The following is a 26,625-nucleotide window of genomic DNA, read 5'->3' as shown; positions in this document are numbered from 1 at the left end:
TCGGGGCTCCTTTTGATTGTGATTTTCTGGATCAACAAGAGGTTCAGCGGAACGTGCCGGGGGCCTTGAATAACAGCGGCCGGGGCCGGGCCGGCCTACATTGCAAAGTCTCACAGGTAAACAATTGCGGGCGTTCGATCTCATACCCTTGAGCGTAATCCACGCCGATTTCCAGCAATGCCTGCTCGATCTGGGCGGTCTCAACAAACTCGGCAATAGTACGCTTACCCATGACGTGGCCGATATGATTGATCACTTCGACCATTGCACGGTTAATCGGGTCGTCCAGCATATCCTTTACGAAACTCCCATCGATCTTCAGGAAGTCTACAGGTAAATGTTTCAGGTAAGCGAATGAAGACATTCCGGCGCAAAAGTCATCCAGCGAGAAATAACAACCCAAGCTCTTGAGTTCGTTGATAAACCGGATCGCACTGCCTAAATTCGAAATAGCGCTGGTTTCTGTAATTTCAAAACAAATCATTTCCGGAGGAATCGAGTAGGCGACGAACTGTTTACGCAGGAAGTCGAGGAATGCCTGATCTCCTATAGTAGTGCCTGACAGATTAATCGCACACATGGCCATGGGCCCCTTTCGCGACTCATTCAGGCATTGACGGATGATTTTGAAGACATTTTCCACTACCCAGCGGTCCAGGGAGGTCATCAGGCCATAGCGTTCCGCTGCGGGAATGAAGCTGTCCGGCAGGATCATCCGCCCGGCTTCGTCATGCAGACGCAGCAGGATTTCTATATGCCCGCCGCCATGATCACCCGGGCCCAGCGCAGCGATTTCCTGGGCGTAGAGACAGAAGCGGTTTTCCTCCAGGGCCATATGCAAGCGCTGGACCCAGGCCATTTCCCCAAAGCGCAGAGACAGCTCCGAGTCATCCGCGTGATAAACCTGGACCCGGTTACGCCCCTTCTCCTTGGCCATGTAGCAGGCCATATCGGCGGCGCGCAGGGACGCCTCCAGAGTCGTCGGGCTCTGGGCGATATGCACCAGGCCGATGCTCACGGTGGTCACGAAGGGCCGCCCCTTCCAGACAAAGTGCAGGTTCTGCACCGTCTGGCGCAGCCCTTCGGCAATTTTTTCCGCTGCCTCCGGCGAACAGTTCTCCAGCAAAATACCGAACTCATCCCCGCCCAGTCGTGCCAGGGTGTCACTTTCCCGCAGGCCCGATTGCAGCAAGGCGCAAATATGACGCAACAACTCGTCACCCGCTGCATGGCCGCAGGTGTCATTGACCAGCTTGAACTGGTCCAGGTCGAGAAACATCAAGGCATGACGCCCGGCTTGGCGGGTTAGGTTGTGCAAGGCCTGCTCGAGGCGATATTCGAATTCCCGGCGGTTCGCCAGACCAGTCAGGGCGTCATGGGTGGCCTGCCACGACAGGTTGGCAATGTATTGGCGCTCCTGGGTCATATCGTGCAGCACCAGTACGGCCCCACTGACCTTGCCGGCATGACGGATCGGCGCGCCCACCAGGGTGACCGACACGGTGCTGCCGTCCAGTCGCTGGATGAGTTTGGAGTGCTCGCTGCCGCCGCTGAGCCGACCGCTGAGGATGTGCTCGATCAGGGTCAGCCCTTCGGCCTGGGCGTTGTCGTCGAGCAAATTGAACAGTGCAGCCAGGGGCAGCCCCGTGGCGTGTTCGGATTTCCAGTGGGTCATCGCTTCGGCAGCGGGGTTCATGTAGGCGATGGCGCCTTCTACGTCGGTGGTGATCACCCCATCGCCGATGGATTGCAGGGTGATCTGGGCCCGCTCCTTCTCCAGTTGCAGCGCATTGGCAAAGACCTGTCGCTGGGCCAGCAGTTTATGGGTACGCAACAACGCCAGGACGATCAAGCCCAGGGCAGTGGCGAAGTTGGTCACCAGCAACAGACGCAGGATAAAGCGCGACCCCTCGCCCAACGCATCGCTGAACGCTTTGGCTGCCGGCGTGACGGAATCGTTGATCGCATAGATTTGTGCCTTCCAGCCGCGAATATCGGCGTCCGACGCCTCGCCTGCGGTAATGCCCTCGTGCATCTGCCGGGCAACGTTGTCCAGCTCGATCAAATAGCCGTCGCCCACCGTCCAGAGATCGATGGCTTCTTCCAGGTAACTGAAGTGACGAAAGTTGAGATAGAGCCAGATCACACTGGACACGTCATCCGGGTGATTGCCGCCCTTGAGGATTCCAGCCCTTGCCGCTTCCAGATCCGGCGGTTGATGATCCAGCGCCACCCGCAGTTCATGACCGCCCTCGGGTACGGCGATGGCTTGCTGATACTTTTGGAAAATCACCTCATCACGGCTGTCGCCATAGAGATTGAGGTAATAAATGGCGTCTTTCTGGCCCTTGGACCAGAGGCTTTCGCCCGCCACGTAGCCGCGAACCGCAGACAATACATAAAGGCTGACGCCTCCGAGCAATGCTTGAAATAGCACAACGGCAATAAAGGGCCAGACGATGCCCAGCAGCCGTGGTGTTCCGAGAGTCTGCTTTTGCTTCATGAGGTCCCTTGCACAGGTACTGCCGGATGAACATCCGCGAGAATTCGATCCTGATTTCACAGCCTAGGCTAGTTTTCGACCCATGGAATGACTCGATGACGGGTCGACGGGCTTTGGATGGAAATTCGGATAAGTCAGGGAGTTTCCCTGATTTTTTTCAGATACTAAGCGCAGAAAAGCGCTAGAAACTCAAGGCTGCTGTATCTGTTGCAAGTGACCATAAAGCCGGGCGTACAGACCACCGTCGGCAATCAACTGCAAATGGTCACCGTCTTCGGCGATTTGCCCGCCGTCAAATACCAGTACCCGATCGGCCTGTTTCACGGCTGATAACCGGTGGGCGATGATCAGCGTGGTACGCCCGCTCAGGAAACGCGCCAACGCCTGATGGAGATTGTATTCAGTGGCGGCGTCCAGTGCTGAAGTCGCTTCGTCGAGAATCACCACCCGAGGGTCGGCCAATACCATGCGGGCGATAGCCAGCCGCTGACGCTGGCCGCCAGACAGCCGCACCCCGGAGCGCCCGACGACACTCTCCAGCCCTAGGGGCAACGCCCGCACGGTGACGTCGAGCTGGGCAATTTCCAGCGCCCGCCAGCAGGCTTCGTCGCTGCACTCGCGGCCCATGGAGAGGTTGGCGCGCACCGTGTCGTTGAACAGCGCCGGGTGTTGCAGCACCACCGCGACGTTCTCCCGAATGGTTTCCAGGCCGATCTCCTGCAGCGTAGCGCCGCCGAACCGGATACTGCCCGACTGTGGCGTGTAGAGCCCCAATAACAGTTGCACCAGGGTGCTTTTACCGCCGCCGCTGGCGCCGACGATGGCCACCTTCTCACCCGGTGATATGGACAGTTTCAACTGGTCTAGCACCAGTTCTTCGCCATAACCGAAGCTTAACCCTTGAATGTCGATGCCCACGGTGTCGCGCCCCTTGAACGGATCGACACCACCGGCATATTGCGGTTCGTCGGCACGGGACAGCAACTCGTTGATCCGCGACAGCGCACCGCCGGCGGCATAAAAGGCGTACTGCAGATTGAGCAGCTGCTCCACCGGACCGATCATGAACCACAAGTAGCTGAACACCGCCAGCATCTGGCCGATGGACAGGTCGGAAAACAGCACGGTGAGCATGGCCGCGGCGCGAAAAATATCGATACCAAACTGAAACAGCAAACCGCTGGCACGGTTCGAGGCGTCGGTTTTCCACTGCGAATTGATTGCGTAATCGCGTACTTCCTTGGCGCGTATCCCCAAACGCCCGAGGAAAAAGCCCTGACGGTTACCGGCGCGCACTTCCTGGATGGCATCCAGGGTTTCAGTCAAGGCCTGGGTGAAACGCGAGGTGCTGTCGTTTTCCAGCTTCTTGAGATGCTTGACCCGTTTGCCCAGCTGCACCGTGGCATAGATCACCAGCGGATTGAACAACAGGATCAGCAACGCCAGCTTCCAGTGCATCCACACCAGGATGCTGGCGGTGCCCACCAGGGTCAGGTGCGCCACCAGGAAACGGCTGAGGGTTTCGCCGATGAATTTGTCGAGGGTGTCCAGGTCGGTGACCAGGTGGGCCGCCACGGTGCCGCTGCCCAAGCTCTCGTATTCGCTCAGGGAAATGCGCTTGAGACGTTCGATCAACCGGATGCGAATGCGATAGACGATGTCTTTGGCCAGCCGTGCGAACAATCGCGCCTGCAGCACGTTGAACAGCAAAGCGCCGCACCGCAGGACCAGGGTCACCGCCAGCATCAGCCCGATATAGCCGGCCGCGCTCTGCCAACCCGTGGGCAACGCATGATTCATGACCTTCAATGCCGCATCGCCCTTGCCCAGCAGCACTTCGTCCACCAAAAGAGGCAACAGCAACGGGATCGGTACGCTGCACAGCGTCGCCAGCACGGCCACGCCGTTGGCGATCCACAGGGCTTTCTTGTGTTTGAACGCCAGGCGGCGGATTTCTGCCCAGCTCAATCGATCGATGCGCTGTGGCGCCGATGCGCCATCTGGCAGGTCAGGCACAGGCCGCGCGCTCCAGCCAGCGACCCAGTAACGCAGACAACTGGTTCAGGGGCTGATAGCCGTTGGTGAGCAAGGCCAATTGGCCGTCACGTTCGGCCAATAGCGTGGGGAACCCGGCGATACCAAGGTCTTGCACCCAGGTGAAGTCCGCCGCAGTGGCCGCATGCTGATCGGCGCGGTCGAATGCCGCGGCGAATTCAATGCGTGGCAGCCCGGCCTGTTCGGCCAGTTCTACCAGGACGCTGGCGTGGGTCACGTCGCGGCCTTGCACATAAAAAGCCTGCTGGATCAGCCTCACCAGCTTCCAGGCCAGGTCCGGCGCCAGGCCGCGGGCCGTCACCACTGCCCGGCAGGCCGGTTCGGTGTCGTAGACAAAACCGTCCGGCAACGCACCTTCGAGCTTGAACGGCTGGCCGGTGGCCTGGGTGACGGCCTGCCAGTGTTCAAGAATGTAGCGCCGGGTAGTCGGCTCCAGGGCCGAACCGCTGCCGGTGCGCAAACCGCCCATCACCAGGTGCAATTGCACGCCAGAGGCCTGCGCCTGCTCTACCAGTGCCTCGGCCACCGGTGCGAAACCCCAGCACCAGGAACACATCGGGTCCATCACGTAGAGCAGGCGTGGTGCCATGGTTCAAGCCTCGGAAGATGACTGCTTGTAGTTGTAACCGATCGGGTGCGGCATGTTGCGGGCCTTGGCCAGTTCGATCTGTTTTTGCCGGTCGATGGCGCTGCGACGGGTTTTCTCGCTCAGCTTATCCCAGCAATGAGGGCAACTGATGCCTGGCACGTAGTGCTCCGAGGCGCGGTCTTCTGTGCTTATCGGTGTACGACAGGCGTGACATTGATCGTAGTCCCCTTCACTGAGGTCGTGGCGAACCGTCACACGGTTATCGAACACGAAGCAGTCGCCGCGCCATTTGGTTTCTTCCTGGGGCACCTCTTCGAGGTATTTCAGGATTCCACCCTTGAGGTGATAAACCTCGTCAAACCCTTGGCTGAGCATGTAGCTGGAGGCTTTTTCGCAACGAATGCCGCCGGTGCAGAACATCGCGACTTTCTTATGCTTGGCCGGATCGAAGTGGGCTTTGATGTACTCCGGGAATTCGCGAAAGCTGGCGGTCTTGGGGTCAATCGCGCCCTCAAAGGTCCCGATGGACACTTCGTAGTCGTTACGGGTGTCGATCAACAGCACTTGCGGATCGCTGATCAGCGCGTTCCAGTCCTGCGGTTCGACATAAGTGCCGACCTGCTTGTTCGGGTCCACGCCTTCAACGCCAAGGGTGACGATTTCTTTCTTGAGCTTGACCTTGGTGCGGTAGAACGGTTGCTCATCGCAGTACGACTCTTTGTGGTCGATGTCGATCATGCGCGGATCGTTCTTGAGCCAGGCCAGCAATCCGTCGATGCCTTCGCGGGTGCCAGAGACCGTGCCGTTGATGCCTTCCTGGGCGATCAGAAGCGTGCCTTTGATGCCGTTGTCGATCATGGCCTTGAGCAATGGCTCGCGCAGTTCAACGTAATCTTCAAGGGTGACGAACTTATACAGTGCCGCCACGACAATGGATGGTGTCATGGGTATTTCTCCAGGTGGCTACCCTCGTAAAGGGTGAACCGGATGCGAAAAAAAACGCGCCCTGTGAGGCGCGTTGCGGATTCTAGCAAATACGCTGTGGCTTTAGGAGCAGCACGCTCCCTGGAGCCAGATGAATTGTGGTGAGCAAGCTCACCACAAACAGCGTTCTTAATGCTTGCTGCCACCGGCACAAGTCGGCGAAGCCGGGGCTGCGTCGATTTGCGCCCATTCTTCGGGGGTGTAGGTGTGCAGCGCCAACGCATGGAATTCGCCCATCAGCTCGCCCAGCGTGCCGTAGACCTTCTGGTGACGCTTGACGCGATTGAGGCCCTCGAACTGCCGGCTGACCACCACGGCCTTGAAGTGGGTCTGTAACCCACGGCTGTGCATGTGGCTTTCATCCAGCACTTGCAGGTGCTCGGGCTGCAAGAGCCCGAGCGTCGATTCGATGCGTTGTTGCATGCTCATACCGGGCTCCGCTTACGGCTTTTTCTTGGCTGGGGCAGGGGCGGCGGCTTTTGGCTCAAGCTCAGCGGTCATGTCCGCCAGCAGCTTGTTGACCACCGGCACCGCGCTTTCAAGCTTGGCCTGGGTCAGTTGGGCCGATTGCTGGGTCAGCTGTGGCATTTTCTCCAGGACTTTCTTGCCCAGGGGAGACTGATAGAAAGCCACCAGATCCTTGAGCTCCGACTCGCTGAAGTTGCTGGTGTAGAGCTTGACCATATCCGGCTTGAGCTTGTTCCAGCCAATGGCTTGGTCCAGGGCGGCATTGGCCTTGGCCTGATAGGTTTCCAGGGTGGCTTTTTTCGACTCAGGGGCCTTGGTCTGCTCAAAGCGCTGGGCAAACATCTGCTGCACTTGCATGTACACCGGGGTGCCCAGTTTGTCAGCGTGAGCCAGGGTCAGGAACGCTTCGGCACTGGCGTTGTGGCTGGCGGTATCGGCAAAAACAGGGCCGCTGGCACACACCAGAGCAACTGCGGTACAGATGGCACGAAGACGGGTCATCGAGTTTCCTTTCATTACAGGCGAGGTAAAACCCCAAGGGCGACCATTCTGCGCCTAAAAAACGCCGGGCCTCAACCCCGATGCTTGGCGGGTCCGATTGACGGGCCGAACCGACCGACCCTAGATTGAGGGAACCGGTGCCGCCCATCAGGGCCTAAACTGCGCATTCAGCCCTACAGGAGTTTGACCCAATGAGCCGTATCGAAACCGACAGCCTTGGCCAGGTTGAAGTCCCGGATGACGCCTACTGGGGCGCCCAGACGCAGCGCTCCATGATCAACTTTGCCATTGGCAACGAACGCATGCCGCTGTCGGTGCTGCATGCCCTGGCGCTGATCAAGAAAGCCGCTGCGCGAGTCAATGACCGTAATGGAGATTTGCCCGCCGACATCGCCCGCCTGATCGAACAGGCCGCCGACGAAGTGCTGGCCGGCCAACATGACGACCAATTCCCGCTGGTGGTCTGGCAGACCGGCAGCGGAACCCAAAGCAACATGAACGTCAACGAAGTGATCGCCGGGCGCGCCAACGAGCTGGCGGGCAACCCGCGCGGCGGCAAGAGCCCGGTGCACCCCAACGACCACGTCAACCGTTCCCAGAGCTCCAACGACTGCTTCCCCACCGCCATGCACATCGCCGCCGTCCAGGCCGTCCAGCAGCAATTGCTGCCGGCCATCGGCGAGTTGTCCGGCGGGTTGGCGGAACTGGCGGCGCGCCACATGAAACTGGTCAAGACCGGCCGCACCCACATGATGGATGCCACGCCAATCACATTTGGCCAGGAACTGTCAGCCTTCATTGCCCAGCTCGATTACGCCGAGCGGGCGATCCGTGCCGCATTGCCGGCGGTCTGCGAGCTGGCCCAGGGTGGCACCGCGGTGGGCACCGGGCTTAATTCACCCCACGGTTTTGGCGAAGCCATTGCCGCCGAATTGGCGGCGTTGTCCGGCCTGCCGTTCGTCACCGCACCGAACAAATTCGCCGCGCTGGCGGGTCATGAACCTTTGACCGCCCTGTCCGGCGCGCTGAAAACCCTTGCCGTGACCCTGATGAAGATCGCCAACGACCTGCGCCTGCTGGGTTCCGGGCCACGGGCCGGGTTCGCCGAGGTGAAATTGCCGGCCAACGAACCGGGCAGTTCCATCATGCCCGGCAAGGTCAACCCAACCCAGTGCGAAGCCTTGTCGATGCTGGCCTGTCAGGTAATGGGCAACGATGTGACCATTGGTTTTGCCGCCAGCCAGGGCCACTTGCAGTTGAACGTGTTCAAACCGGTGATCATCCACAATCTGCTGCAATCGATCCGTCTGCTGGCCGATGGCTGCAGCAACTTCCAGCAGCACTGCATCGCCGGGCTCGAACCGGACGCCGAGCAGATGGCCGCGCATTTGGAACGTGGGTTGATGCTGGTGACCGCGCTGAACCCGCATATCGGCTACGACAAGTCCGCCGAAATCGCCAAGAAAGCCTACGGCGAAGGGCTGACACTGCGCGAGGCGGCGTTGCAATTAGGGTATCTGACCGATGAAGAGTTCGATGCCTGGGTGAGGCCGGAAAATATGCTTGAGGCCGGTAGTCAGGGCTGAAAGCTGAGATCGTTCCCACGCTCAGCGTGGGAACGATCATTAGCTTGCCGTGAGTCGCGCGCGCCGAGCCCTGAGCCCGGCCATCAGCGAAGGCCCGAGCGCAACCAGTGCCGACCCCAGCACCACCAACACCGCCCCGCCATACCCCAACAGATTGATCTGCTCGGCATGGACGTAGTCAGGCCACCACCAGGCGGCCATCGCCACCGCAGCGAAGGTCACCAACGGTGTGATCGCCAGGGTCGCGCTGACCCGCGAAGCTTCCCAATGGGCCAATGCCTCGGCAAACGCACCGTAGGCAATCAAGGTATTGAGGCAGCAGGCGAGCAATAGCCAGCCTTGCAGAGGGCTCAGTCGCAACGCCTCCAACGGATGCACCCAGGGTGTGAGCAGCAACGCGCAGAACAGGTAGATCACCATCATCACCTGCAACGAATTCCACACCGTCAACAGTTGCTTCTGGCCCAGGGCATAGAACGTCCAGACCGTCGACGCCAGCAACACCATCAGCACCCCGGCGGTGTAGTCGCTCAGGGACGTCAGCAACTCGCCGAGGCGCTGGTTGAAAAACAGTGCGAAACCGATCAGCAACACCGCCAAGCCGATGCCCTGCCCCACGCTGAAACGCTCCTTGAATACAAACAGACTGGCGACCAGCAACATGATCGGTCCCATCTGCACCACCAGTTGCGCGGTGCCGGGGCTCAAGCGGTTCAGGCCCATCAGGTACAGCACGTAATTGCCCACCAAACCCAGCACTGCCATCGCCACCAACCAGCCGCCACGGGGGCCAAGCACCTTTCGGCTGGGCAAGCGCCGGGTGGCTGCCAGGTAAATGAACAGCAAGCCGCCAGACACCAACAAGCGAAACCAGGTCACGGTGACCGGGTCCATCACTTGCAGCACTTGCTTGAGCTTGATCGGCAGAATTCCCCACAGCAGAGCGGTCAACAGGGCAAGGAACAGACCATAGACCCAGCGACCGGACGATATGTGCATGTAACCCTCGAAGCTCAAGACGTGGACGGCCATTCTAGGTGTGGATTGCCCGGCAACACAGGGACAGTTGGGCAGAGGCCGCTCATAGGATTGTATGGGTCGTAGCCGTCGATCGGCTGGCCGGGCGAGAATCAGGGACTGGACATAAGCTCAAGTAAAACCGACCGCACTGCCCGATGGAGAGCAATATGCTTGGCGAACGTGCACAGGATCCCGCCGTTACAACCTTTTTTCGCAGTGACCGAATTTGCCGGGTAAACGGCGAGTTTTATTTCAATACCCGCGAAGGCACTCAGGAGGGTCCGTTCGCCAATCGCGAGGTGGCAGAGCGCGAGATAAAGGCTTATATCGCACGGATGCAGCACCTGACCCAAGTCGCCAGTTGAACGTGGTTCATCGGTCGGCGCATCAGCTCTGTGGCGAGGGAGCTTGCTCCCTCGCCACAAAAGCCCTCCAGGCTTGCGATTATCTAATTGCCTCAAACAACCCCGTCGCCCCCATCCCGCCACCCACGCACATAGTCACGACCCCATAGCGCAGATTGCGCCGTTGCAGCTCGCGTACCAGGTGCCCCACTTGCCGCGAGCCGGTCATGCCGAACGGGTGGCCGATGGAAATCGAGCCGCCGTTGACGTTGTATTTCTCGTTATCGATTTCCAAACGATTGCGGCTGTACAGGCACTGGGACGCGAACGCTTCATTGAGTTCCCACAGGTCAATATCAGCGACCTGCAAGCCCTTGGCCTTGAGCAGTTTCGGCACCGAGAACACCGGGCCGATGCCCATCTCGTCCGGCTCGCAACCGGCCACGGTAAAGCCACGGAAAAACGCTTTGGGCTTGAGTCCCAGCGCCAAGGCTTTTTCCAGGCTCATCACCAGGGTCATCGAGGCCCCGTCGGACAACTGCGAAGAGTTGCCCGCCGTCACCGAACCGTCTTCGGCGAACACCGGCTTCAGGCCGGCCAGGCTTTCATAGGTGGTGTCCGGACGGTTGCAGTCGTCGCGATCGACCACGCCCTCGAGGATCTGCACCGCACCGGTGTTCTTGTCCTCGACTTTGTACTTGACCGCCATCGGCACGATTTCATCATCGAACAACCCGGCCGCCTGGGCCCGGGCGGTGCGTTGCTGGCTTTGCAAGGCGTAGCGGTCCTGTTCTTCGCGGCTGACCTGGTAACGGCGGGCGACGATTTCCGCCGTCTGGCCCATGGGGAAATAAATCCCGGGCATCTGCTCCTTGAGCAGTGGGTTGACCAGGTTGTCGGTGTTGACGCTTTTCATCGTCAGGCTGATGGACTCCACGCCACCGGCAACGATGATCTCGCTACAACCGGAGGCTATCTGGTTGGCGGCAATGGCAATGGCTTGCAGGCCCGAGGAACAGAAACGGTTGAGGGTCATGCCGGCGGTGCCGGTGCCCAGTTTCGAGAGCACCGCCACGTTGCGGCCGATGTTGTAGCCCTGGGCGCCTTCGTTGGAGCCGGCGCCGACGATGCAATCCTCGACGCTGGCCGGGTTGATGTCATTGCGAGCCAACAATGCATCGACACAATGCGCCGCCATGTCGTCCGGACGGGTCATGTTGAACTTGCCGCGAAAAGACTTGGCCAGGCCGGTCCGTACGCTGTCGACGATCACCACTTCACGCATGGCTGTACCTCATTGTTGTAGTCGGTTAGGAGTGAATCGAGCATAAATCCACTGCATAACCGACCGCGACAATCATTCACCCCGCGTATGCACCCCCATCGCCTACTTCTTGCCCTTCTTTTTGCGCGCCTGTTTCTCGGTGCGCTCGAAAGCCTCCTCCAGCGCCTGGTTCAGGGTGCGCAACACCTTGACCCGCGCCCAGCGCTTATCGTTGGCCTCCACCAAGGTCCAAGGGGAGATCTCGGTGCTGGTGCGGTCCACCATGTCGCACACCGCCGCCCGGTAGGCATCCCACTTGTCGCGATTGCGCCAATCGTCCTCGGTGATCTTGAAGCGCTTGAAGGGGATCTCCTCGCGCGCCTGGAAACGCTCCAGCTGAGTCTCTTTGTCGATGGCCAGCCAAAACTTGACCACCACCACACCGGCATCGGCAATCTGCTCCTCGAAGTCGTTGATTTCGCCGTAGGCCCGCAACCAGTCGGCCCGGCTGCAAAAACCTTCGACCCGCTCCACCAGCACCCGGCCGTACCAGGAGCGGTCGAACACGGTGAACTTACCCCGCGCCGGGATATGCCGCCAGAACCGCCACAGGTAGGGATGGGCGCGCTCTTCTTCGGTGGGTGCGGCAATCGGCACGATGCTGTACTGACGCGGGTCGAGGGCCGCCGCGACCCGCCGGATCGCCCCGCCCTTGCCCGCCGCATCGTTGCCTTCGAACACCGCCACCAGGGCGTGCTGGCGCATGCGCTTGTCCCGCAGCAAGCCGGCAAACCGCGCCTGCTCGGTGATCAGTTGTTCTTCGTAATCGGCCTTGTCCAGGCTCAGGGTCATGTCCAGGCTACCGATCAGCGTGACTTGATCGTCCAGCACAGGCAGTGGCGCCACGCTAACCTTTTGCGCCTTGACCTTCGGCCGATCCAGGGCCTGGCGCAGCCCCTCGAGCAGGATCCTGCCGACCGTGAGGCTGCGATAACAGGTATCCACGCCTTCGATCACATGCCACGGCGCGTAATCGCGGCTGGTGCGGCGCAGCACCCGCTCACCGTATTTGACGAATTTGTCGTAGGTCTCGGACTGCTGCCAATCCAACGGGCTGATGCGCCAGCTGTGCAGCGGGTCGTCCTGGAGCCCCTTGAGCCGGGCTTTCATCTGCTTCTTGGACAGGTGGAACCAGAACTTGAAAATCAGCGTGCCTTCATCACACAGCATCTTTTCAAGCCGCTCGGCGGCGTTGATCGCCTGGTCGAGTCGAGGGTCCTTGATCTCGCCATGGACCCGCCCCTGCAGCATCTGGCTGTACCAGTTACCGAAGAAAATCCCCATGCGCCCCTTGGCCGGCAGCATCCGCCAATAACGCCAGACCGGTGGCCGGGCCAGTTCTTCGTCGGTCTGCTGGTCGAAGGTGCGCACTTCAATCAGTCGCGGGTCCATCCACTCGTTGAGCAGTTTCACCGTCTCGCCCTTGCCCGCGCCTTCGACGCCGTTGATCAGCACAATGACCGGGAAATGGCCCTGCTGCTGCAATTCGAACTGGGCCTCGAGCAGCGCTTCACGCAGCGCTGGCACTTCAGCCTCGAAGGTGTCTTTGTCGATGACGTGACCGATTTCAGCGGATTCAAACATGGGCAGCTCCTTCCAGGGATTGGGCCAAGACTAGCGGATTGGACGCGGCCTTGGACACTGATCGGCTAGAATAGCGACCTTTGTTTTCACCGAGCCTGCCATGACGCCCATCCAGTACCACGCCCAACTCGACTGGGATGACCAGGGTCGCCCGCGCTCGCGGGTGTTCGACGATGTGTATTTTTCCGACCAGTCGGGCCTGGAAGAAACCCGTTACGTGTTCCTTGAGCAGAACAACCTGGCCGAGCGCTTTGCAGCGCTGCCGGATGACGGGCGACTGGTGATCGGCGAAACCGGGTTCGGCACCGGCTTGAACTTCCTCTGCGCCTGGCAGTTGTTCGAACAATGCGCCCCGGCAGGCGCCCGGCTGCATTTTGTCAGCGTCGAGAAATATCCCTTGAGCCCGCAGGACCTGCGCCGTGCACTGGAACTGTGGCCGCAACTCAAGCTTCAGGCGGATCAATTGCTTGGCCAGTACGTGGCGATCCACCAGGGTTTCCAACGCCTGACATTGGCGGATGGGCGAGTGACGCTGACCTTGTTGATCGGCGATGCCCTGGAGCAATTGCCGCAGCTGGATGCGCAAATCGACGCCTGGTTCCTCGACGGTTTTGCCCCGGCGAAGAACCCCGAGATGTGGACCGCCGAGCTGTTCGCCGAACTGGCTCGACTGGCGGCGCCCAATGCGACCATCAGCACCTTCACCAGCACCGGTTGGGTACGGCGGCTGTTGAACGCGGCGGGCTTCAAGATGAAGCGCACGCCAGGCATCGGGCACAAATGGGAGATTCTTCGTGGGGTATTCCTCGGCTGGCCCGAGCAGACTCCAGCACCGGCCCCGGCAAAACCCTGGTACGCCCGCCCCGCCCCGCTGACCAGCGAGCGCCGGGCACTGGTGATCGGCGGCGGCCTGGCCGGTTGTGCCAGCGCGGCCAGCCTCGCCGACCGTGGCTGGCAGGTAACGCTGCTGGAACGTCACGCCGGCTTGGCCGAGGAAGCGTCCGGCAACCCGCAGGGCGTGTTGTACCTCAAGCTGTCGGCTCACGGCACGGCGTTGTCGCAGATGATTCTCAGTGGTTTTGGCTACACCCGGCGCGTGCTGGAGCATCTGCAACGCGGCGTCGACTGGGACGGCTGCGGGGTCTTGCAACTGGCGTTCAACAACAAGGAAGCCGAGCGCCAGGCGCAACTGGCCGAGGCCTTCCCAGAGGACTTGCTGCATTCGCTCGATCAGGCACAGGCCGAGTCACGGTCCGGCATCGGCCTGGCCTGTGGCGGTTTGTTTTATCCCGAAGGCGGCTGGGTGCATCCGCCAGCGCTGTGTCGCTGGCAGGCCTCTGGCGCAATGATTGCCGTGCAGCCTCACCAAGAGGTGCTGGAACTGCGCCGCGTAGAAGGTCAGTGGCAGGCGTGGGACGGCGAACGTTGCCTGGCCAGCGCGCCGGTGGTGATCCTCGCCAGCGCCGCCGAGATCAAACGCTTCGAACCGGCCGCCGACTTGCCCCTCAAGCGCATCCGCGGGCAAATCACCCGGCTGCCACAGACCGCCCGCAGCCAGGACCTGGCCACGGTGGTCTGCGCCGAAGGCTACGTGGCCCCGCCGCGACTGGGCGAACACACCCTGGGCGCCAGTTTTGACTTCAAGAGCGACGACCTGACACCCACGGCGGCCGAACACGCCGGCAACCTGCAGATGCTGGAAGAAATCTCTGCGGACCTGGTGGATCGCCTGGATGCCAGCGCCCTGGATCCGCAACACCTGGAAGGTCGTGCGGCGTTCCGTTGCACCAGCCCCGACTACCTGCCGATTGTCGGCCCGTTGGCTGACAGTCGGGTATTCACCGAAGCGTATTGCGCCCTGAGCAAGGATGCCCGGCAGGTGCCGGACCATCCTTGCCCGTGGCTCGATGGCCTGTACATCAACAGCGGCCACGGCTCTCGGGGCCTGATCACTGCACCGCTGTCGGGCGAGCTGATCGCCGCCTGGCTGGGCAATGAACCCCTGCCACTGCCCCGAAGCGTGGCCGAGGCCTGCCATCCGAATCGGTTTGCCTTGCGGACGTTGATTCGGGGTAAGGCCTAGCGCAGATCGCTGGCCCACCAAAAACCCTGTGGGAGCCGAGCTTGCTCGCGATAGCGGCGTGTCAGCCTACTAAGATGCTGGCTGAACTACCGCAATCGCGAGCAAGCTCAGCTCCCACAGGTTCCTCTTATCTTTGAATCGCTCGGCAGACCAAGCGCCCCCACCCGTCGGCTTATAACGCATCGATCTAAAACTCACAGCAATCCCCCCGGTCAGTTTCAGAGTACCCGCCATTTCGGCGCGTGTTGTTTGCCCCCTCCCCAACGGAAAAACCGGTAAGGACTTATGTGCGGATTAGCTGGAGAGTTACGTTTCGATCAACAACCTGCGGACCTTGCGGCCGTAGAGCGGATTACCCATCACTTGGCCCCTCGCGGTCCTGACGCCTGGGGTTTCCATAGCCAGGGGCCGATTGCCCTGGGCCATCGGCGCCTGAAAATCATGGACCTGTCCGACGGCTCGGCCCAGCCGATGGTCGACAATCAACTGGGCCTGTCCCTGGCCTTCAACGGCGCGATCTACAACTACCCGGAACTGCGAGCCGAGCTCGAAGGCTTGGGCTACGCCTTTTATTCCGGTGGCGACACCGAAGTGCTGCTCAAGGGCTACCACGCCTGGGGCGAAGCACTGCTGCCCAAGCTCAACGGCATGTTTGCTTTCGCCATCTGGGAACGCGACGCCAAGCGCCTGTTCATCGCCCGCGACCGCCTCGGCGTCAAGCCGCTGTACCTGTCGCGTACCGGCCAGCGTTTGCGCTTTGCCTCGGCGTTGCCGGCACTGCTCAAGGGCGGTGACATCAGCCCCATGCTCGACCCGGTGGCCCTCAATCATTACCTGAATTTCCATGCGGTGGTCCCGGCGCCGCGCACCTTGCTGGCCGGTGTTGAAAAACTGCCGCCAGCCACGTGGATGCGCATCGAAGCCGACGGCACCACCGAGCAGAAAACCTGGTGGACCCTGCCCTACGGCCCCCGGACCGATGAACAGAACCTGAACCTGGAAGACTGGATCGATCGTGTACTCGACAGCACCCGCGAAGCCGTGGCCATTCGTCAACGAGCCGCCGTGGATGTCGGCGTGCTGCTGTCCGGCGGCGTCGATTCAAGCATGCTCGTGGGCCTGCTGCGGGAGGTGGGCGTAGAAGAGCTGTCCACTTTCTCCATCGGCTTCCAGGATGCCGGCGGCGAGCGCGGTGACGAATTCCAGTATTCGGACCTGATCGCCAAGCACTACGGCACCCGTCACCACCAATTGCGCATCGACGAAAAAGAGATCATCGAACAACTGCCCGCCGCGTTCCGCGCCATGAGCGAACCGATGGTCAGCCACGACTGCATCGCCTTTTATCTGCTGTCGCGGGAAGTGGCCAAGCATTGCAAAGTGGTGCAAAGCGGCCAGGGCGCCGACGAACTGTTCGCCGGTTACCACTGGTATCCGCAAGTGGACGGCGCCAGCGATCCGTACGCGGCCTATCGCGCCGCCTTTTTCGATCGCAGCTACGAAGAATATGCCGCCACCGTGCAGCCTGAATGGCTGACCGCCAACGACGCGGCCGGTGACTACGTCAAAGAGCATTTCGCACAACCGGGCGCCGATGCCGCGGTGGACAAAGCCCTGCGCCTGGACAGCACCGTGATGCTGGTGGACGACCCGGTCAAGCGCGTCGACAACATGACCATGGCCTGGGGCCTGGAGGCACGCACGCCGTTTCTGGATTACCGGCTGGTGGAGCTCTCGGCGCGAGTCCCGGCGAAATTCAAACTGCCCGACGGCGGCAAGCAAGTGCTCAAGGAAGCCGCCCGGCGGGTGATCCCCAGCGAGGTGATCGACCGCAAGAAAGGCTACTTCCCGGTACCGGGCCTCAAGCATCTGGAAGGCGACACCTTGGCCTGGGTCCGCGAACTGTTGCTTGATCCGAGCCAGGATCGCGGCCTGTTCAACCCGGCCATGCTCGACCGCCTGCTCACCGACCCCAACGGCCAGCTCACCCCATTGCGTGGTTCGAGGCTGTGGCAACTGGCGGCGCTGAACCTGTGGCTCAGCGAGCAAGGACTCTGATCGATGAAACCCAACCCTACCGTTCACAACCAACGCCTTTTACGCGGCCAGGCGCCTTCCTACGAACGCCTGCAGGCACGCCTGGCCGAAGACGGCAGCGAGCTGGGCGGCGACCCCATCGCCGTGCATTGCGGCTGGGGCCGATTGCTGATCGGCCACACCTTCCCGGATCCGGCGAGCCTGGCCCAAGAGCTGCTCAACGAACAACCCGGCGAGCGCGACATCGCCTTGTACGTTGCCGCCCCCCAGCAAGTGCTCGGGTTGGAGCCGGCGCAACTGTTCCTCGATCCGTCCGACACATTGCGCCTGTGGTTCAGCGACTATCGGCAGGCCACACGAGTGTTTCGTGGCTTCCGGATTCGTCGGGCCCAGAACGATGCTGACTGGCAGGCCATCAACCAGCTCTACCAGGCTCGCGGCATGCTGCCCATCGATCCGCAGCGGCTGACCCCGCGCCATGAGGGCGGCCCGGTGTATTGGCTGGCTGAAGACGACGACACCGGTGCGGTGATCGGCAGCGTCATGGGCCTCAATCACCAGAAAGCCTTCAACGATCCGGAAAACGGCAGCAGCCTCTGGTGCCTGGCCGTGGACCCGCAATGTTCGCGCCCCGGGGTTGGCGAAGTGCTGGTACGCCATCTCATCGAGCATTTCATGAGCCGTGGCTTGAGTTACCTCGACCTGTCGGTCTTGCACGACAATCGCCTGGCGAAAAACCTCTACGCCAAACTCGGCTTCCGAAACCTGTCGACCTTTGCCATCAAACGCAAGAACGGCATCAACCAGCCACTGTTCCTGGGGCCTGGCCCGCAAGCGCAGTTCAATCCCTATGCACGAATCATTGTCGAAGAGGCTCACCGTCGGGGCATCGAAGTGCAGGTCGACGACGCCGAGGCCGGGCTATTCACCCTGGTCCACGGCAGCCGCCGGGTTCGTTGCCGCGAATCCTTGAGCGACCTGACCAGCGCCATCAGCATGACCTTGTGCCAGAACAAAAGCCTGACCCATAAGGTGCTGAAAAACGCCGGTCTGAACATGCCAACCCAACAGTTGGCAGGCAATGCCGATGACAACCTGGCGTTTCTCGATGAGCACGAACGGGTGGTGGTCAAACCACTGGACGGTGAACAGGGCCAAGGCGTGGCGGTGGATCTGTGCACCATCGAGCAAGTGCAAGGCGCGATTGAAACAGCCCGCCAGTTCGACAGCCGGGTGCTGCTGGAAAGCTTCCACGAAGGGCTGGACCTACGGATCCTGGTGATCGGTTTTGAAGTGGTGGCAGCGGCGATCCGGCGGCCGGCGGAGGTGATCGGCGACGGTCGGCATTCCATCGGTGCGCTGATCGAAGCCCAGAGCCGCCGCCGGCAAGCCGCCACGGGCGGTGAAAGCAAGATCCCGATGGACGCCGAGACCCAGCGCACGCTGAGCGCAGCGGGGTTTGACTACGACAGCGTGCTGGCGGCCGGTGAACACCTGTTCGTACGGCGTACGGCAAATCTTCATACGGGCGGCGTTCTGGAGGATGTCACTGGGATCCTTCATCCAACCCTCGCCGATGCGGCGATCCGCGCCGCGCGGGCGCTGGACATCCCCATGGTCGGCCTCGACCTGCTGGTGCCGGCGGCCGATCAGCCCGAGTACGTGTTCATCGAAGCCAACGAACGTGCCGGCCTGGCCAACCACGAACCGCAACCCACCGCCGAACGCTTTGTGGATTTGTTGTTTCCCCATAGCCAGGCAGTGGCCTAGCTCTTTCCCTGTGGCGAGGGAGCTTGCTCCCGCTGGGCTGCGAAGCGGCCCTCTTCTTTGTGTACTGTACAGAGAGCTGAAAGGCGACCGCTTCGCGCTCGAGCGGGAGCAAGCTCCCTCGCCACAGGTATCGCATCCCCCGCTACTTATCTTTCCGTGAGGAGTTTCCATGATCAGCAAAATTCCCGAACCGGATCTCGAGTACCTGCAAAAGGTCCTGCTGGAAATGCTCGCCATTCCCAGCCCTACCGGCTTCACCGATACCATCGTGCGCTATGTCGCCGAGCGGCTCGAAGAGTTGGGTATTCCTTTTGAACTGACCCGCCGTGGCACGATCCGCGCCACGCTCAAAGGCCGCAAGAGCAGCCCCGACCGGGCTGTGTCGGCACACTTGGACACCATCGGCGCGTCCGTGCGGGCCATCAAGGACAACGGTCGCCTGACCCTGGCCCCGGTCGGTTGCTGGTCCAGCCGGTTTGCTGAAGGCAGCCGAGTCAGCCTGTTTACCGACACCGGCGTGATCCGCGGCAGTGTGCTGCCGTTAATGGCATCCGGGCATGCGTTCAACACCGCGGTAGATGAAATGCCCATCAGTTGGGACCACGTCGAACTGCGCCTGGACGCCTACTGCGCCACCCGCGCCGATTGCGAAACCCTGGGGGTCGGCATCGGCGACTACGTGGCCTTCGATCCCCTGCCGGAGTTCACCGAGAGCGGCCACATCAGCGCCCGGCACCTGGATGACAAGGCCGGGGTTGCAGCACTGCTGGCGGCGCTCAAGGCAATTGTCGACAGCGGCGAAGAGCTGCTTATCGACTGCCACCCGCTGTTCACCATCACCGAGGAAACCGGCAGTGGGGCGGCGGCCGCGCTGCCCTGGGATGTCAGCGAATTCGTCGGGATCGACATTGCCCCGGTCGCGCCGGGCCAGCACTCAAGCGAACACGCGGTCAGCGTAGCAATGCAGGATTCCGGGGGCCCTTACGACTATCACCTGTCGCGGCACTTGCTGAAATTGGCCCGGGAGAACGAACTGCCGGCACGCCGTGATCTCTTCCGCTACTACTTCAGCGACGCCCATTCGGCCGTGACCGCCGGGCACGACATCCGCACCGCCCTCCTCGCCTTCGGTTGCGACGCCACCCATGGCTACGAACGTACCCACATCGACAGCCTGGCCGCCCTCAGCCGCCTGCTCGGCGCCTACATCCTCAGCCCCCCGGTGTTCGCCAGCGACGCACAACCAGCCCAGGGTTCACTGGACCGCTTCAGTCATCAGATCGAACACGATACGCAGATGGAAAGCGATACCCGAGTGCCGTCGGTGGACAGCCTGGTGGGGCAACGTTCGGATAACTGATTCAGAAACTCAGTGTCTGGGGTATTGCCATCGCGAGCAGGCTCGCTCCCACAGGTTGATCTTCATTGAGCATGAACTTTGTGCTCGACGCAGATCCCTTGTGAGAGCGAGCCTGCTCGCGATGAGGCCCGAACAAATACCGCAAGCCCCAAGGCTAGCCGCAAAAGCCCATTGGCCGTAGCATCGCGATAATGTCTAGCCGAGGTACAACATGCTGATTCCCTACGACCAACTCGAAGTCGACACGCTCACTCGCCTGATCGAGGACTTCGTGACCCGCGACGGCACCGACAATGGCGACGATACCCCCTTGGAGACTCGTGTATTGCGAGTCAGGCAGGCCTTGACCAAAGGCCAGGCAATGATCGTTTTCGACCCTGAAAGCGAACAGTGTCAACTGATGCTCAAGCACGACGTGCCCAAGCATCTATTCGACTGAACACGCCTTGCGAGCCGCCTGGGCCTTCTTTTTCTGAATCTTTTCGTAAATTTCGGAGCGGTGAACGTCTATGTGCCGTGGCGCTTCCACGCCAAAACGCACGGTGCTGCCGCTGACCGACAGCACACGAACGGAAATATCGTCGCCAATGGAAATCAACTCACCCACAGCGCGGCTTAGTACGAGCATGGTTCTTGTCCTTAAGAATGTCTGGACCTTGACCATGCCCGGCCTGTTTCCGGTTCTCAAGGCATCAGCGAGAATTCAGTAAGTCCCTACACACAAGGCTCTGGCGACTGACGGAAACTTCCTGCAAAACCTCGTCAAACCGAGTTTTTTTCAAGAAGCCGACAATCGCGGGCCGAACAGAATCACGCTGGCCCCCAACACACAGAGCGCCACGCCGATCCAGTCGGAACCCAGCGGACGCACTCGCTCCACCACGGCCAGCCAGCCGATCGAAGCAATTATATAGATGCCGCCATAGGCCGCGTAGGCGCGACCGGCGTAGGTCGCTTCAATGCGGGTCAGCAACAGGGCGAACAACGTGAGGCTGAGCAGCGCCGGCGCGACCCACCAGACACTCTTGCCCTGCCGCAGCCACATCCAGAAGGCATAGCAGCCGGCGATTTCAAACAGCGCGGCGAGAAAAAACCACAAGTAATTGAGCATGCAAGTGTCCGTCAGGAGGGCCTAATGGCGCCATCCTGAGGACACGGGGCATCCAGGTCAACTCGGGTTCTGTCGGGCCTTGGCGCGCATCTTATCGGCCATGACCGTCATTTCGTCGTAGAGCAACTGCGGATTTTTCTGCTTGATGGCCCAGGCCATCCGGCCCTGTTCGTGGGGCAGGATCATGAACTGGCCCTGGGCGACGTGCTCGTAGATGTAATCGGCGATGTCGGCGGCGGTGATCGGTGAGCTTTCCAGCAATTTTCCAACCTGGGCTTTCATGGCCGGAGTCGGGCCGCGGAAGGAGTCCAGCAGGTTGGTCTGGAAGAACGACGGGCACACCACGTGTACGCCGATTTCCTGCTGCGCCAGTTCGACCAACAGGCTTTCCGACAGCGCCACCACGCCGGCCTTGGCGACGTTGTAGTTGCTCATGGCCGGCCCCTGCATCAGCGCCGCCATGGAGGCGATGTTGATGATTTTGCCGCGGCTTTTTTCCAGTAACGGCAGGAACGCCTTGCAGCCCTTGACCACGCCCATCAGGTTGATCGCGATCTGCCAGTCCCAGTCTTCCAGGGACAGCTCGCTGAAGAACCCGCCCGAGGCCACGCCGGCGTTGTTGACGATGACGTCGATGCCGCCGAGCTTCTCCTCGCAGGCCTGGGCGAACGCAGTCAGTTGGCTGTAATCGCGTACATCGCAACGCTGGACGAAACCGTCACCGCCCGCGGCCCTCACTAATTTGAGGGTTTCCTGAAGGCCGGGCTCGCTGACATCCGACAAGGCCAGGTGCCAGCCTTCACGGGCCCAGCGCAGCGCGATTTCGCGACCCAGGCCAGAGCCGGCACCGGTGATCATCATGCGATTTTGCATAGGAAACAGCCTTGTTGTTCCGGGAGAGATGGGCCGAGTGTAGCGAAGGAGTTTGCCGGACCCACGCTCCATCAGATTGCTGAATGGCGAGGTCAAACCGTGACACGTCATGCCACAAGGACGTGCCAAATTTTCACCCGCCCAAACCGCGATAAGCCGGGGGGTTTCAAGCACTAAAAAACATTGAATTTTTTACAGAACGTAACGGTCGGACTTATTAAGCCGCCCGGATTTATGCATGCGTGCTGGCAGTTAACAGTTGTATCACCCCAGAACTGACCAATAAGGAAATCAACATGGGCACAATTCTTATCATTATCCTGATCCTCCTGCTGATCGGTGGTCTGCCGGTCTTCCCGCACTCCAGAAGTTGGGGTTACGGCCCGTCCGGTATCATCGGTGTAGTGTTGGTGGTGTTGTTGGTCCTGCTATTACTGGGCAAGATATAAACCACTAAGCGCAAAAAAAAAGAGGCCTTTTCAGGCCTCTTTTTTATGCTCGCTGATCATCAGTCCGGCTTGCCGTTCACCACCCCCGCGGTGTTATCCAGCAGGCTCTTGGTGGCAGTCTGCAAGAACGACTCAAGCTTGAGTTTCATCTGCGCGGTGTCCGGTGCATCCGGGATGATTTCCGCATGTGGGTTGGCACCCAATTCATAGCGGTACATCTTCGGCGCCATTTCCTTTTCCTTCGGCAGCACCAGAATCTTGTCGTCGTGAATGATCGCGGTGGTCTGCTCACTGCCCGACGGTTTGATCACACCGAAACCGGTATCGCCTTCAGGCAGGTTCAACAGGTCGCGGCCCCAGCACTGGTTACGCACTTGCCCGCCGATCCGGCCCATGATGGTCGGGACGATATCAACCTGGGTGCCCACGGTGTGGCTACGCTGGCCAAATTTTTCCTGGATACCCGGGCCGATCAACAGCATCGGCACGTTGAAGCGGCCCAGGTCCATTTCGGTGATCTGGCGCTCGTTGCCGAAGCCATGGTCGCCGACCACGACAAACAGGGTTTCCTTGAAGTAAGGCTCCTTGCGTGCCTTCTCGAAGAACTGGCCCAGCGCCCAGTCGGCGTAGCGCATGGCGGTCAGGTGTTCGTTCAGGCTGCCACGGTCGGTGACCGGCTCCACCGGCAATGGTGTCGGCAGTGCATACGGCGTGTGGTTGGACAGGGTTTGCAGCAAGGCATAGAACGGCTTGCCGTTTTCCCGGGCCTTGAGCTCGACCAGACCACGGTCGAACATGTCCTGGTCGGACACACCCCAGGTCGGATCGGAGAACACCGGGTTCACGAAATCGTTACGCCCGATGAAAGTGGTCATGCCCTGGTTGCTGAAGAAGCCCGACTGGTTGTCCCAGGCGAAATCGCCGTTGTAGACATACACGTCGTCGTAGTCACGGACACTAAGCAGTTGCGGCAGGCCCGACAGCTTGTGGCTGCCTTCGGGAGTCTGCATCAGGTACTCGAAGCCCGGCAGGTTCGGGAAGCACGCCATGGTGGCGAACATCCCCTGGTGGGTGTGCGTACCGTTGGAGAAGAAGCGGTCGAACAACAGGCCTTCCTTGGACAGTTTGTCCAGGTACGGCGTGATGTTGCCCGGCGCGCCCAGGGCGCCCACCGAGTGACCGGCCATGCTTTCCATGAGGATCACGACCACGTTCTTGATCGGCAGTGTCTTGTCGGCCGGCGGCGTGTAGTCGCGGCGCACGGCGGCAATGTCGGTATCGACCAGCTTGTCGTCGGGCATCACCAGCATGTCACGCACGGTCTGCTGTGCCAGCGGCTGCTCGAGGGTGGCTTTCCAGATGTTGTCACGGTCTTCGGACATCCGGCTCTTGGCCGCCGCCACCAGCGACAGCGTGCCATTGAGGCCCAGCTGGTTGGCGAAGTTCGAATCGGTGGTGTAGACGTCACCCCAACGCAGGGGTGGGCCCTGGCGCAGGGTGCCACGGGCAGCGGTCACTGCCACCAACAGGCAGACCACGAACACCGCGATACGCCCGTACCATGGGGCGATCTGGCGCGTGCCGATGCTGCCACCACTGAATGGCCCACGCGGACGGGTGGCGCGGTCGGCGCCCTTGAACGCCAGGCTCAGGATCACGGTGCCACCGACCCAGGCCAGCAGGTAACGCACCACCGGGAAACCGTACCAGAGCATGCTCATCACGGTTTTCGGGTCTTCCTTTACATACTGGAAGACCAGCCCGTTGAGGCGCTGGTGAAACTCACGGTAGAAGTCCATCTCCATCAAGCCCAGGAACAGCGCGATGCTGGAGGTGACGGTCAGCCAGAAACGAAAGAACCCACGTGCCGCCATGGCCCGCGCGCTGAACAGCGCCAGCAGCAGCGGAATGATGAGGTAGACCACCAGCCGCAAGTCGAAACGCAGTCCATTGGCGAACGCTTCAATGAAAGTCGAGGCTGGGGTGTCGAGGATCATCTCGCGGTTATAAACCAGCAGCGCCACGCGCAGCAGGCTGAACATGACCATCATCACCAGGGCACAAAGCAACGTGTAGGCCAGGTGCGATTTGACGGTCGGTTGCAGCAGGCGATGCTTAGTGCGCTGCTGACTCAGGGCGTCCGGAATTGCCATGTCGTTTAAGGACCTATTGGAGTTGAAGTGACAAAAAAATAACGGCGCGCCCTCTGTTGGCCAGTGCCTGGCCCCGGGGCTTGCGCGAGTGCGCAAATGTTGCACGAACGGCTATGGCATTACCATTAAATAACCGGTCGCGATAAGGCGCGGGGGATTGTCCGCAAGATTTTGTGAAAATTTCGTTCAATGAATATCTAGAAACACAAAAGTCGAGCCGATCGTTGTTGTGCGAGGGAGCTTGCTCCCTCGTCACATAAGCTTCCTGGCCCCAACAGCCACAACAACTTGTCAGTCGTTACTTGGCTTGTTAATCGCCTGCAACACATATTGCGGCATGGCGAATGCGCCAATGTGCACGTCGGGGTTGTAGTAGCGGGTGACAATGCCGCTGCCAATGAACCGCTCGCGCAGGGTTTCGCGGGACAACTTGCGATAGGCCGTGTCGGTCGAGCCCCAGGCAAAGGTCATGGCGCCACCGATGTAGGTCGGCACGGCGGCCTGGTAGAAATGCCAGTCGGCAAACAGGCTACGCAGGCGCCCGGCGGTGGTCTGCACTTCGCCCAGTTGCATGAACGGCGTGCCGTTCTGGGTCACCAGGATGCCGCCTTCGTTGAGACAGCGATGGCAGGCTTGATAGAAGTTCTGCGAGAACAGCACTTCACCCGGGCCGATCGGGTCGGTGGAGTCAGAAATGATGACGTCGAATTTCTCCTGGGTGGTGGAGACGAACCGCATGCCGTCGTCGATCACCAGGTTCAGGCGCGGGTCGTCGTAGGCACCCTTGGAGTGGTTGGGCAGGAACTCTTTGCACATGTCCACCACAGTCCCGTCGATTTCCACCATGGTGATGTGCTCGACACCCAGGTGCTTGGTCACCTCACGCAACATGCCGCCGTCGCCGCCACCGATGATCAGCACGCGCTTGGCCGCGCCATGGGCGAGGATCGGCACATGGGTGAGCATCTCGTGGTAGATGAACTCGTCGGCTTCGGTCGTCTGGATCACGCCGTCCAGCGCCATCACACGACCCATGCGCGGGTTCTCGAAGATCACCAGGTGCTGGTGCTCGGTGCGCACTTCGTGCAGCAGCTTGTCCATCCGAAAACGCTGGCCGTAGCCTTCGTAGAGGGTTTCCAGGTAGTCGCCGGTCGGGGTAGTCGTCATGGTCAGGTGCTCCGATAAATACGCGGTTGGCCGATGAAGGCTCGCAAAGGCGCGCATTCTACGACGCCGGACATGACAGGTCGAACCTTGTAGGAGCTGCCGAGTGAAGCGAGGCTGCGATCTTCGCCCTGACAGTTGAATCTCAAGCGAAAGATCAAGATCAAGATCAAAAGATCGCAGGCTTCGCCAGCGCCTACAGAGCCCAGCAGAAGCAAGCTCCCTCGCCACAGGGCAATCTCCAACCCTTAGTGGAATTGACGCCCCAACCCCGCCGGCACGCCTTCGATGGTGGTGTCTTCCCACGGCCCGTTCGGGCTGACGGAGCGGCTCCAGCCGTTGTTCCAGCGGTAGTAGGTGCGCTGGCGATAGAAGGTGTTGGTCTGGTTATCCAGCACATAGACCCCAAGCTTGGCGTCCCAATGGCTGTTACCGCCCGGCGGCGGGGCGAAACTGGCGGAGGTGCGCGGCAACGGTTTGGCCGGTTTGTTCGGGGTAACAGGCTTGCCCGGGACGGTCGACGGGGCCGGCTTGGTGGTCGGGCCCGAAGGTGGAATGGGGGGCAGCGGTGTCGAAGGCTCCGGCGGACGCTGGACCGCACAAGCGCTCAAGCCCAGAACGAGCGTGAGCAGGGTGATACGAGCGATGGCCGTCATGGTGCGAATTC

23 protein-coding genes are annotated in these 26,625 nt (G+C 60.8%); 8 read left to right on the top strand and 15 right to left on the bottom strand.

Annotated features, from left to right (window positions below; genetic code table 11):
* Nucleotides 1-43: 43 nt before the first annotated feature.
* From ACA047_RS09135 to ACA047_RS09110, 6 genes are all read right to left on the bottom strand, one after another.
* Nucleotides 44-2,503: an EAL domain-containing protein gene (locus tag ACA047_RS09135; protein WP_497358585.1), complete on the bottom strand. Its 2,460-nt coding sequence runs from the start codon at nt 2,501-2,503 to the stop codon at nt 44-46.
* 189 nt (nt 2,504-2,692) lie between these two features.
* Nucleotides 2,693-4,519, bottom strand: a complete 1,827-nt coding sequence (locus ACA047_RS09130) for an ABC transporter ATP-binding protein (protein ID WP_497358583.1) — start codon at nt 4,517-4,519, stop codon at nt 2,693-2,695.
* Nucleotides 4,512-5,147 (bottom strand): DsbA family protein, encoded by a 636-nt coding sequence (locus ACA047_RS09125; protein WP_497358581.1) that lies wholly within the window; start codon nt 5,145-5,147, stop codon nt 4,512-4,514. Before ACA047_RS09125 ends, ACA047_RS09130 begins: the two co-directional genes overlap by 8 nt.
* Nucleotides 5,148-5,150: 3 nt before the next feature.
* The gene (trhO, locus tag ACA047_RS09120; protein ID WP_497358580.1) at nt 5,151-6,092 is read right to left on the bottom strand and encodes an oxygen-dependent tRNA uridine(34) hydroxylase TrhO; all 942 of its coding nucleotides are present in this window, start codon (nt 6,090-6,092) and stop codon (nt 5,151-5,153) included.
* A 168-nt stretch (nt 6,093-6,260) separates the two neighbouring features.
* Nucleotides 6,261-6,560: a BolA family protein gene (locus tag ACA047_RS09115; protein ID WP_041024552.1), complete on the bottom strand. Its 300-nt coding sequence runs from the start codon at nt 6,558-6,560 to the stop codon at nt 6,261-6,263.
* Nucleotides 6,561-6,572: 12 nt separating this feature from the next.
* Nucleotides 6,573-7,100, bottom strand: coding sequence for a DUF2059 domain-containing protein (locus ACA047_RS09110; RefSeq protein WP_214510769.1), 528 nt, complete (start codon nt 7,098-7,100; stop codon nt 6,573-6,575).
* A gap of 191 nt (nt 7,101-7,291) precedes the next feature.
* Between ACA047_RS09110 and ACA047_RS09105 the strand changes: the two genes are divergently transcribed.
* A complete protein-coding gene (locus ACA047_RS09105; protein ID WP_072408458.1) occupies nt 7,292-8,686 on the top strand; it encodes a class II fumarate hydratase in 1,395 nt (464 codons plus the stop codon).
* A 39-nt stretch (nt 8,687-8,725) separates the two neighbouring features.
* Here the strand turns inward: ACA047_RS09105 and ACA047_RS09100 are convergent, their stop codons facing one another.
* A complete protein-coding gene (locus ACA047_RS09100) occupies nt 8,726-9,685 on the bottom strand; it encodes a DMT family transporter (RefSeq protein ID WP_497358577.1) in 960 nt (319 codons plus the stop codon).
* 188 nt (nt 9,686-9,873) lie between these two features.
* On the opposite strand from ACA047_RS09100, the gene ACA047_RS09095 reads away from it, so the two are divergent.
* A complete protein-coding gene (locus ACA047_RS09095; RefSeq protein WP_497358575.1) occupies nt 9,874-10,071 on the top strand; it encodes a DUF6316 family protein in 198 nt (65 codons plus the stop codon).
* Nucleotides 10,072-10,150: 79 nt separating this feature from the next.
* On the opposite strand, the gene ACA047_RS09090 is transcribed toward ACA047_RS09095, so the two are convergent.
* Together ACA047_RS09090 and pap are read right to left on the bottom strand one after the other, a co-directional pair.
* Complete coding sequence (locus tag ACA047_RS09090; RefSeq protein ID WP_497358573.1) at nt 10,151-11,335, bottom strand: thiolase family protein; 1,185 nt, start codon at nt 11,333-11,335, stop codon at nt 10,151-10,153.
* 102 nt (nt 11,336-11,437) lie between these two features.
* Nucleotides 11,438-12,958, bottom strand: a complete 1,521-nt coding sequence (pap, locus tag ACA047_RS09085) for a polyphosphate:AMP phosphotransferase (protein ID WP_497358571.1) — start codon at nt 12,956-12,958, stop codon at nt 11,438-11,440.
* 100 nt (nt 12,959-13,058) lie between these two features.
* On the opposite strand from pap, the gene mnmC reads away from it, so the two are divergent.
* The 5 genes from mnmC (at nt 13,059) to ACA047_RS09060 (ending at nt 20,647) form a co-directional block, all read left to right on the top strand.
* Nucleotides 13,059-15,041, top strand: coding sequence for a bifunctional tRNA (5-methylaminomethyl-2-thiouridine)(34)-methyltransferase MnmC2/FAD-dependent 5-carboxymethylaminomethyl-2-thiouridine(34) oxidoreductase MnmC1 (gene mnmC, locus ACA047_RS09080; protein WP_497358570.1), 1,983 nt, complete (start codon nt 13,059-13,061; stop codon nt 15,039-15,041).
* 285 nt (nt 15,042-15,326) lie between these two features.
* On the top strand, nt 15,327-17,099 hold the full coding sequence (locus ACA047_RS09075) for an N-acetylglutaminylglutamine amidotransferase (protein WP_497358568.1): 1,773 nt from the start codon (nt 15,327-15,329) through the stop codon (nt 17,097-17,099).
* A 3-nt stretch (nt 17,100-17,102) separates the two neighbouring features.
* Nucleotides 17,103-18,848 (top strand): N-acetylglutaminylglutamine synthetase, encoded by a 1,746-nt coding sequence (gene ngg, locus ACA047_RS09070; RefSeq protein WP_497358567.1) that lies wholly within the window; start codon nt 17,103-17,105, stop codon nt 18,846-18,848.
* Nucleotides 18,849-19,017: 169 nt separating this feature from the next.
* Entirely contained in the window at nt 19,018-20,208 is a 1,191-nt protein-coding gene (locus ACA047_RS09065) for an osmoprotectant NAGGN system M42 family peptidase (protein ID WP_497358565.1), read from the top strand.
* Nucleotides 20,209-20,419: 211 nt separating this feature from the next.
* Nucleotides 20,420-20,647 carry a YheU family protein gene (locus tag ACA047_RS09060; RefSeq protein WP_047226285.1) on the top strand — a complete coding sequence of 76 codons (228 nt, stop codon included), beginning with the start codon at nt 20,420-20,422 and terminating at the stop codon, nt 20,645-20,647.
* Here ACA047_RS09060 and csrA read toward each other — a convergent pair.
* The 3 genes from csrA to ACA047_RS09045 form a co-directional block, all read right to left on the bottom strand.
* A complete protein-coding gene (gene csrA, locus ACA047_RS09055) occupies nt 20,636-20,836 on the bottom strand; it encodes a carbon storage regulator CsrA (protein ID WP_123342138.1) in 201 nt (66 codons plus the stop codon). The two genes, ACA047_RS09060 and csrA, sit on opposite strands and share 12 nt — an antisense overlap.
* A gap of 150 nt (nt 20,837-20,986) precedes the next feature.
* Complete coding sequence (locus ACA047_RS09050) at nt 20,987-21,319, bottom strand: YnfA family protein (protein ID WP_497358563.1); 333 nt, start codon at nt 21,317-21,319, stop codon at nt 20,987-20,989.
* 57 nt (nt 21,320-21,376) lie between these two features.
* Entirely contained in the window at nt 21,377-22,192 is an 816-nt protein-coding gene (locus ACA047_RS09045; RefSeq protein ID WP_497358561.1) for an SDR family oxidoreductase, read from the bottom strand.
* A 290-nt stretch (nt 22,193-22,482) separates the two neighbouring features.
* Here ACA047_RS09045 and ACA047_RS09040 point away from each other — a divergent pair, with 290 nt between their 5' ends.
* Complete coding sequence (locus tag ACA047_RS09040) at nt 22,483-22,641, top strand: DUF3309 family protein (RefSeq protein WP_497360275.1); 159 nt, start codon at nt 22,483-22,485, stop codon at nt 22,639-22,641.
* 59 nt (nt 22,642-22,700) lie between these two features.
* Here the strand turns inward: ACA047_RS09040 and ACA047_RS09035 are convergent, their stop codons facing one another.
* The 3 genes from ACA047_RS09035 to ACA047_RS09025 form a co-directional block, all read right to left on the bottom strand.
* Nucleotides 22,701-24,794 carry an LTA synthase family protein gene (locus tag ACA047_RS09035; protein ID WP_497358559.1) on the bottom strand — a complete coding sequence of 698 codons (2,094 nt, stop codon included), beginning with the start codon at nt 24,792-24,794 and terminating at the stop codon, nt 22,701-22,703.
* A gap of 291 nt (nt 24,795-25,085) precedes the next feature.
* On the bottom strand, nt 25,086-25,961 hold the full coding sequence (gene speE / locus ACA047_RS09030; protein WP_497358557.1) for a polyamine aminopropyltransferase: 876 nt from the start codon (nt 25,959-25,961) through the stop codon (nt 25,086-25,088).
* 245 nt (nt 25,962-26,206) lie between these two features.
* Nucleotides 26,207-26,614: a hypothetical protein gene (locus tag ACA047_RS09025; RefSeq protein ID WP_497358555.1), complete on the bottom strand. Its 408-nt coding sequence runs from the start codon at nt 26,612-26,614 to the stop codon at nt 26,207-26,209.
* Nucleotides 26,615-26,625 lie beyond the last annotated feature (11 nt).

It is taken from the genome of Pseudomonas sp. LBUM1664, assembly GCF_059695895.1.
This window is presented reverse-complemented; position numbering and strand designations above follow the sequence as displayed.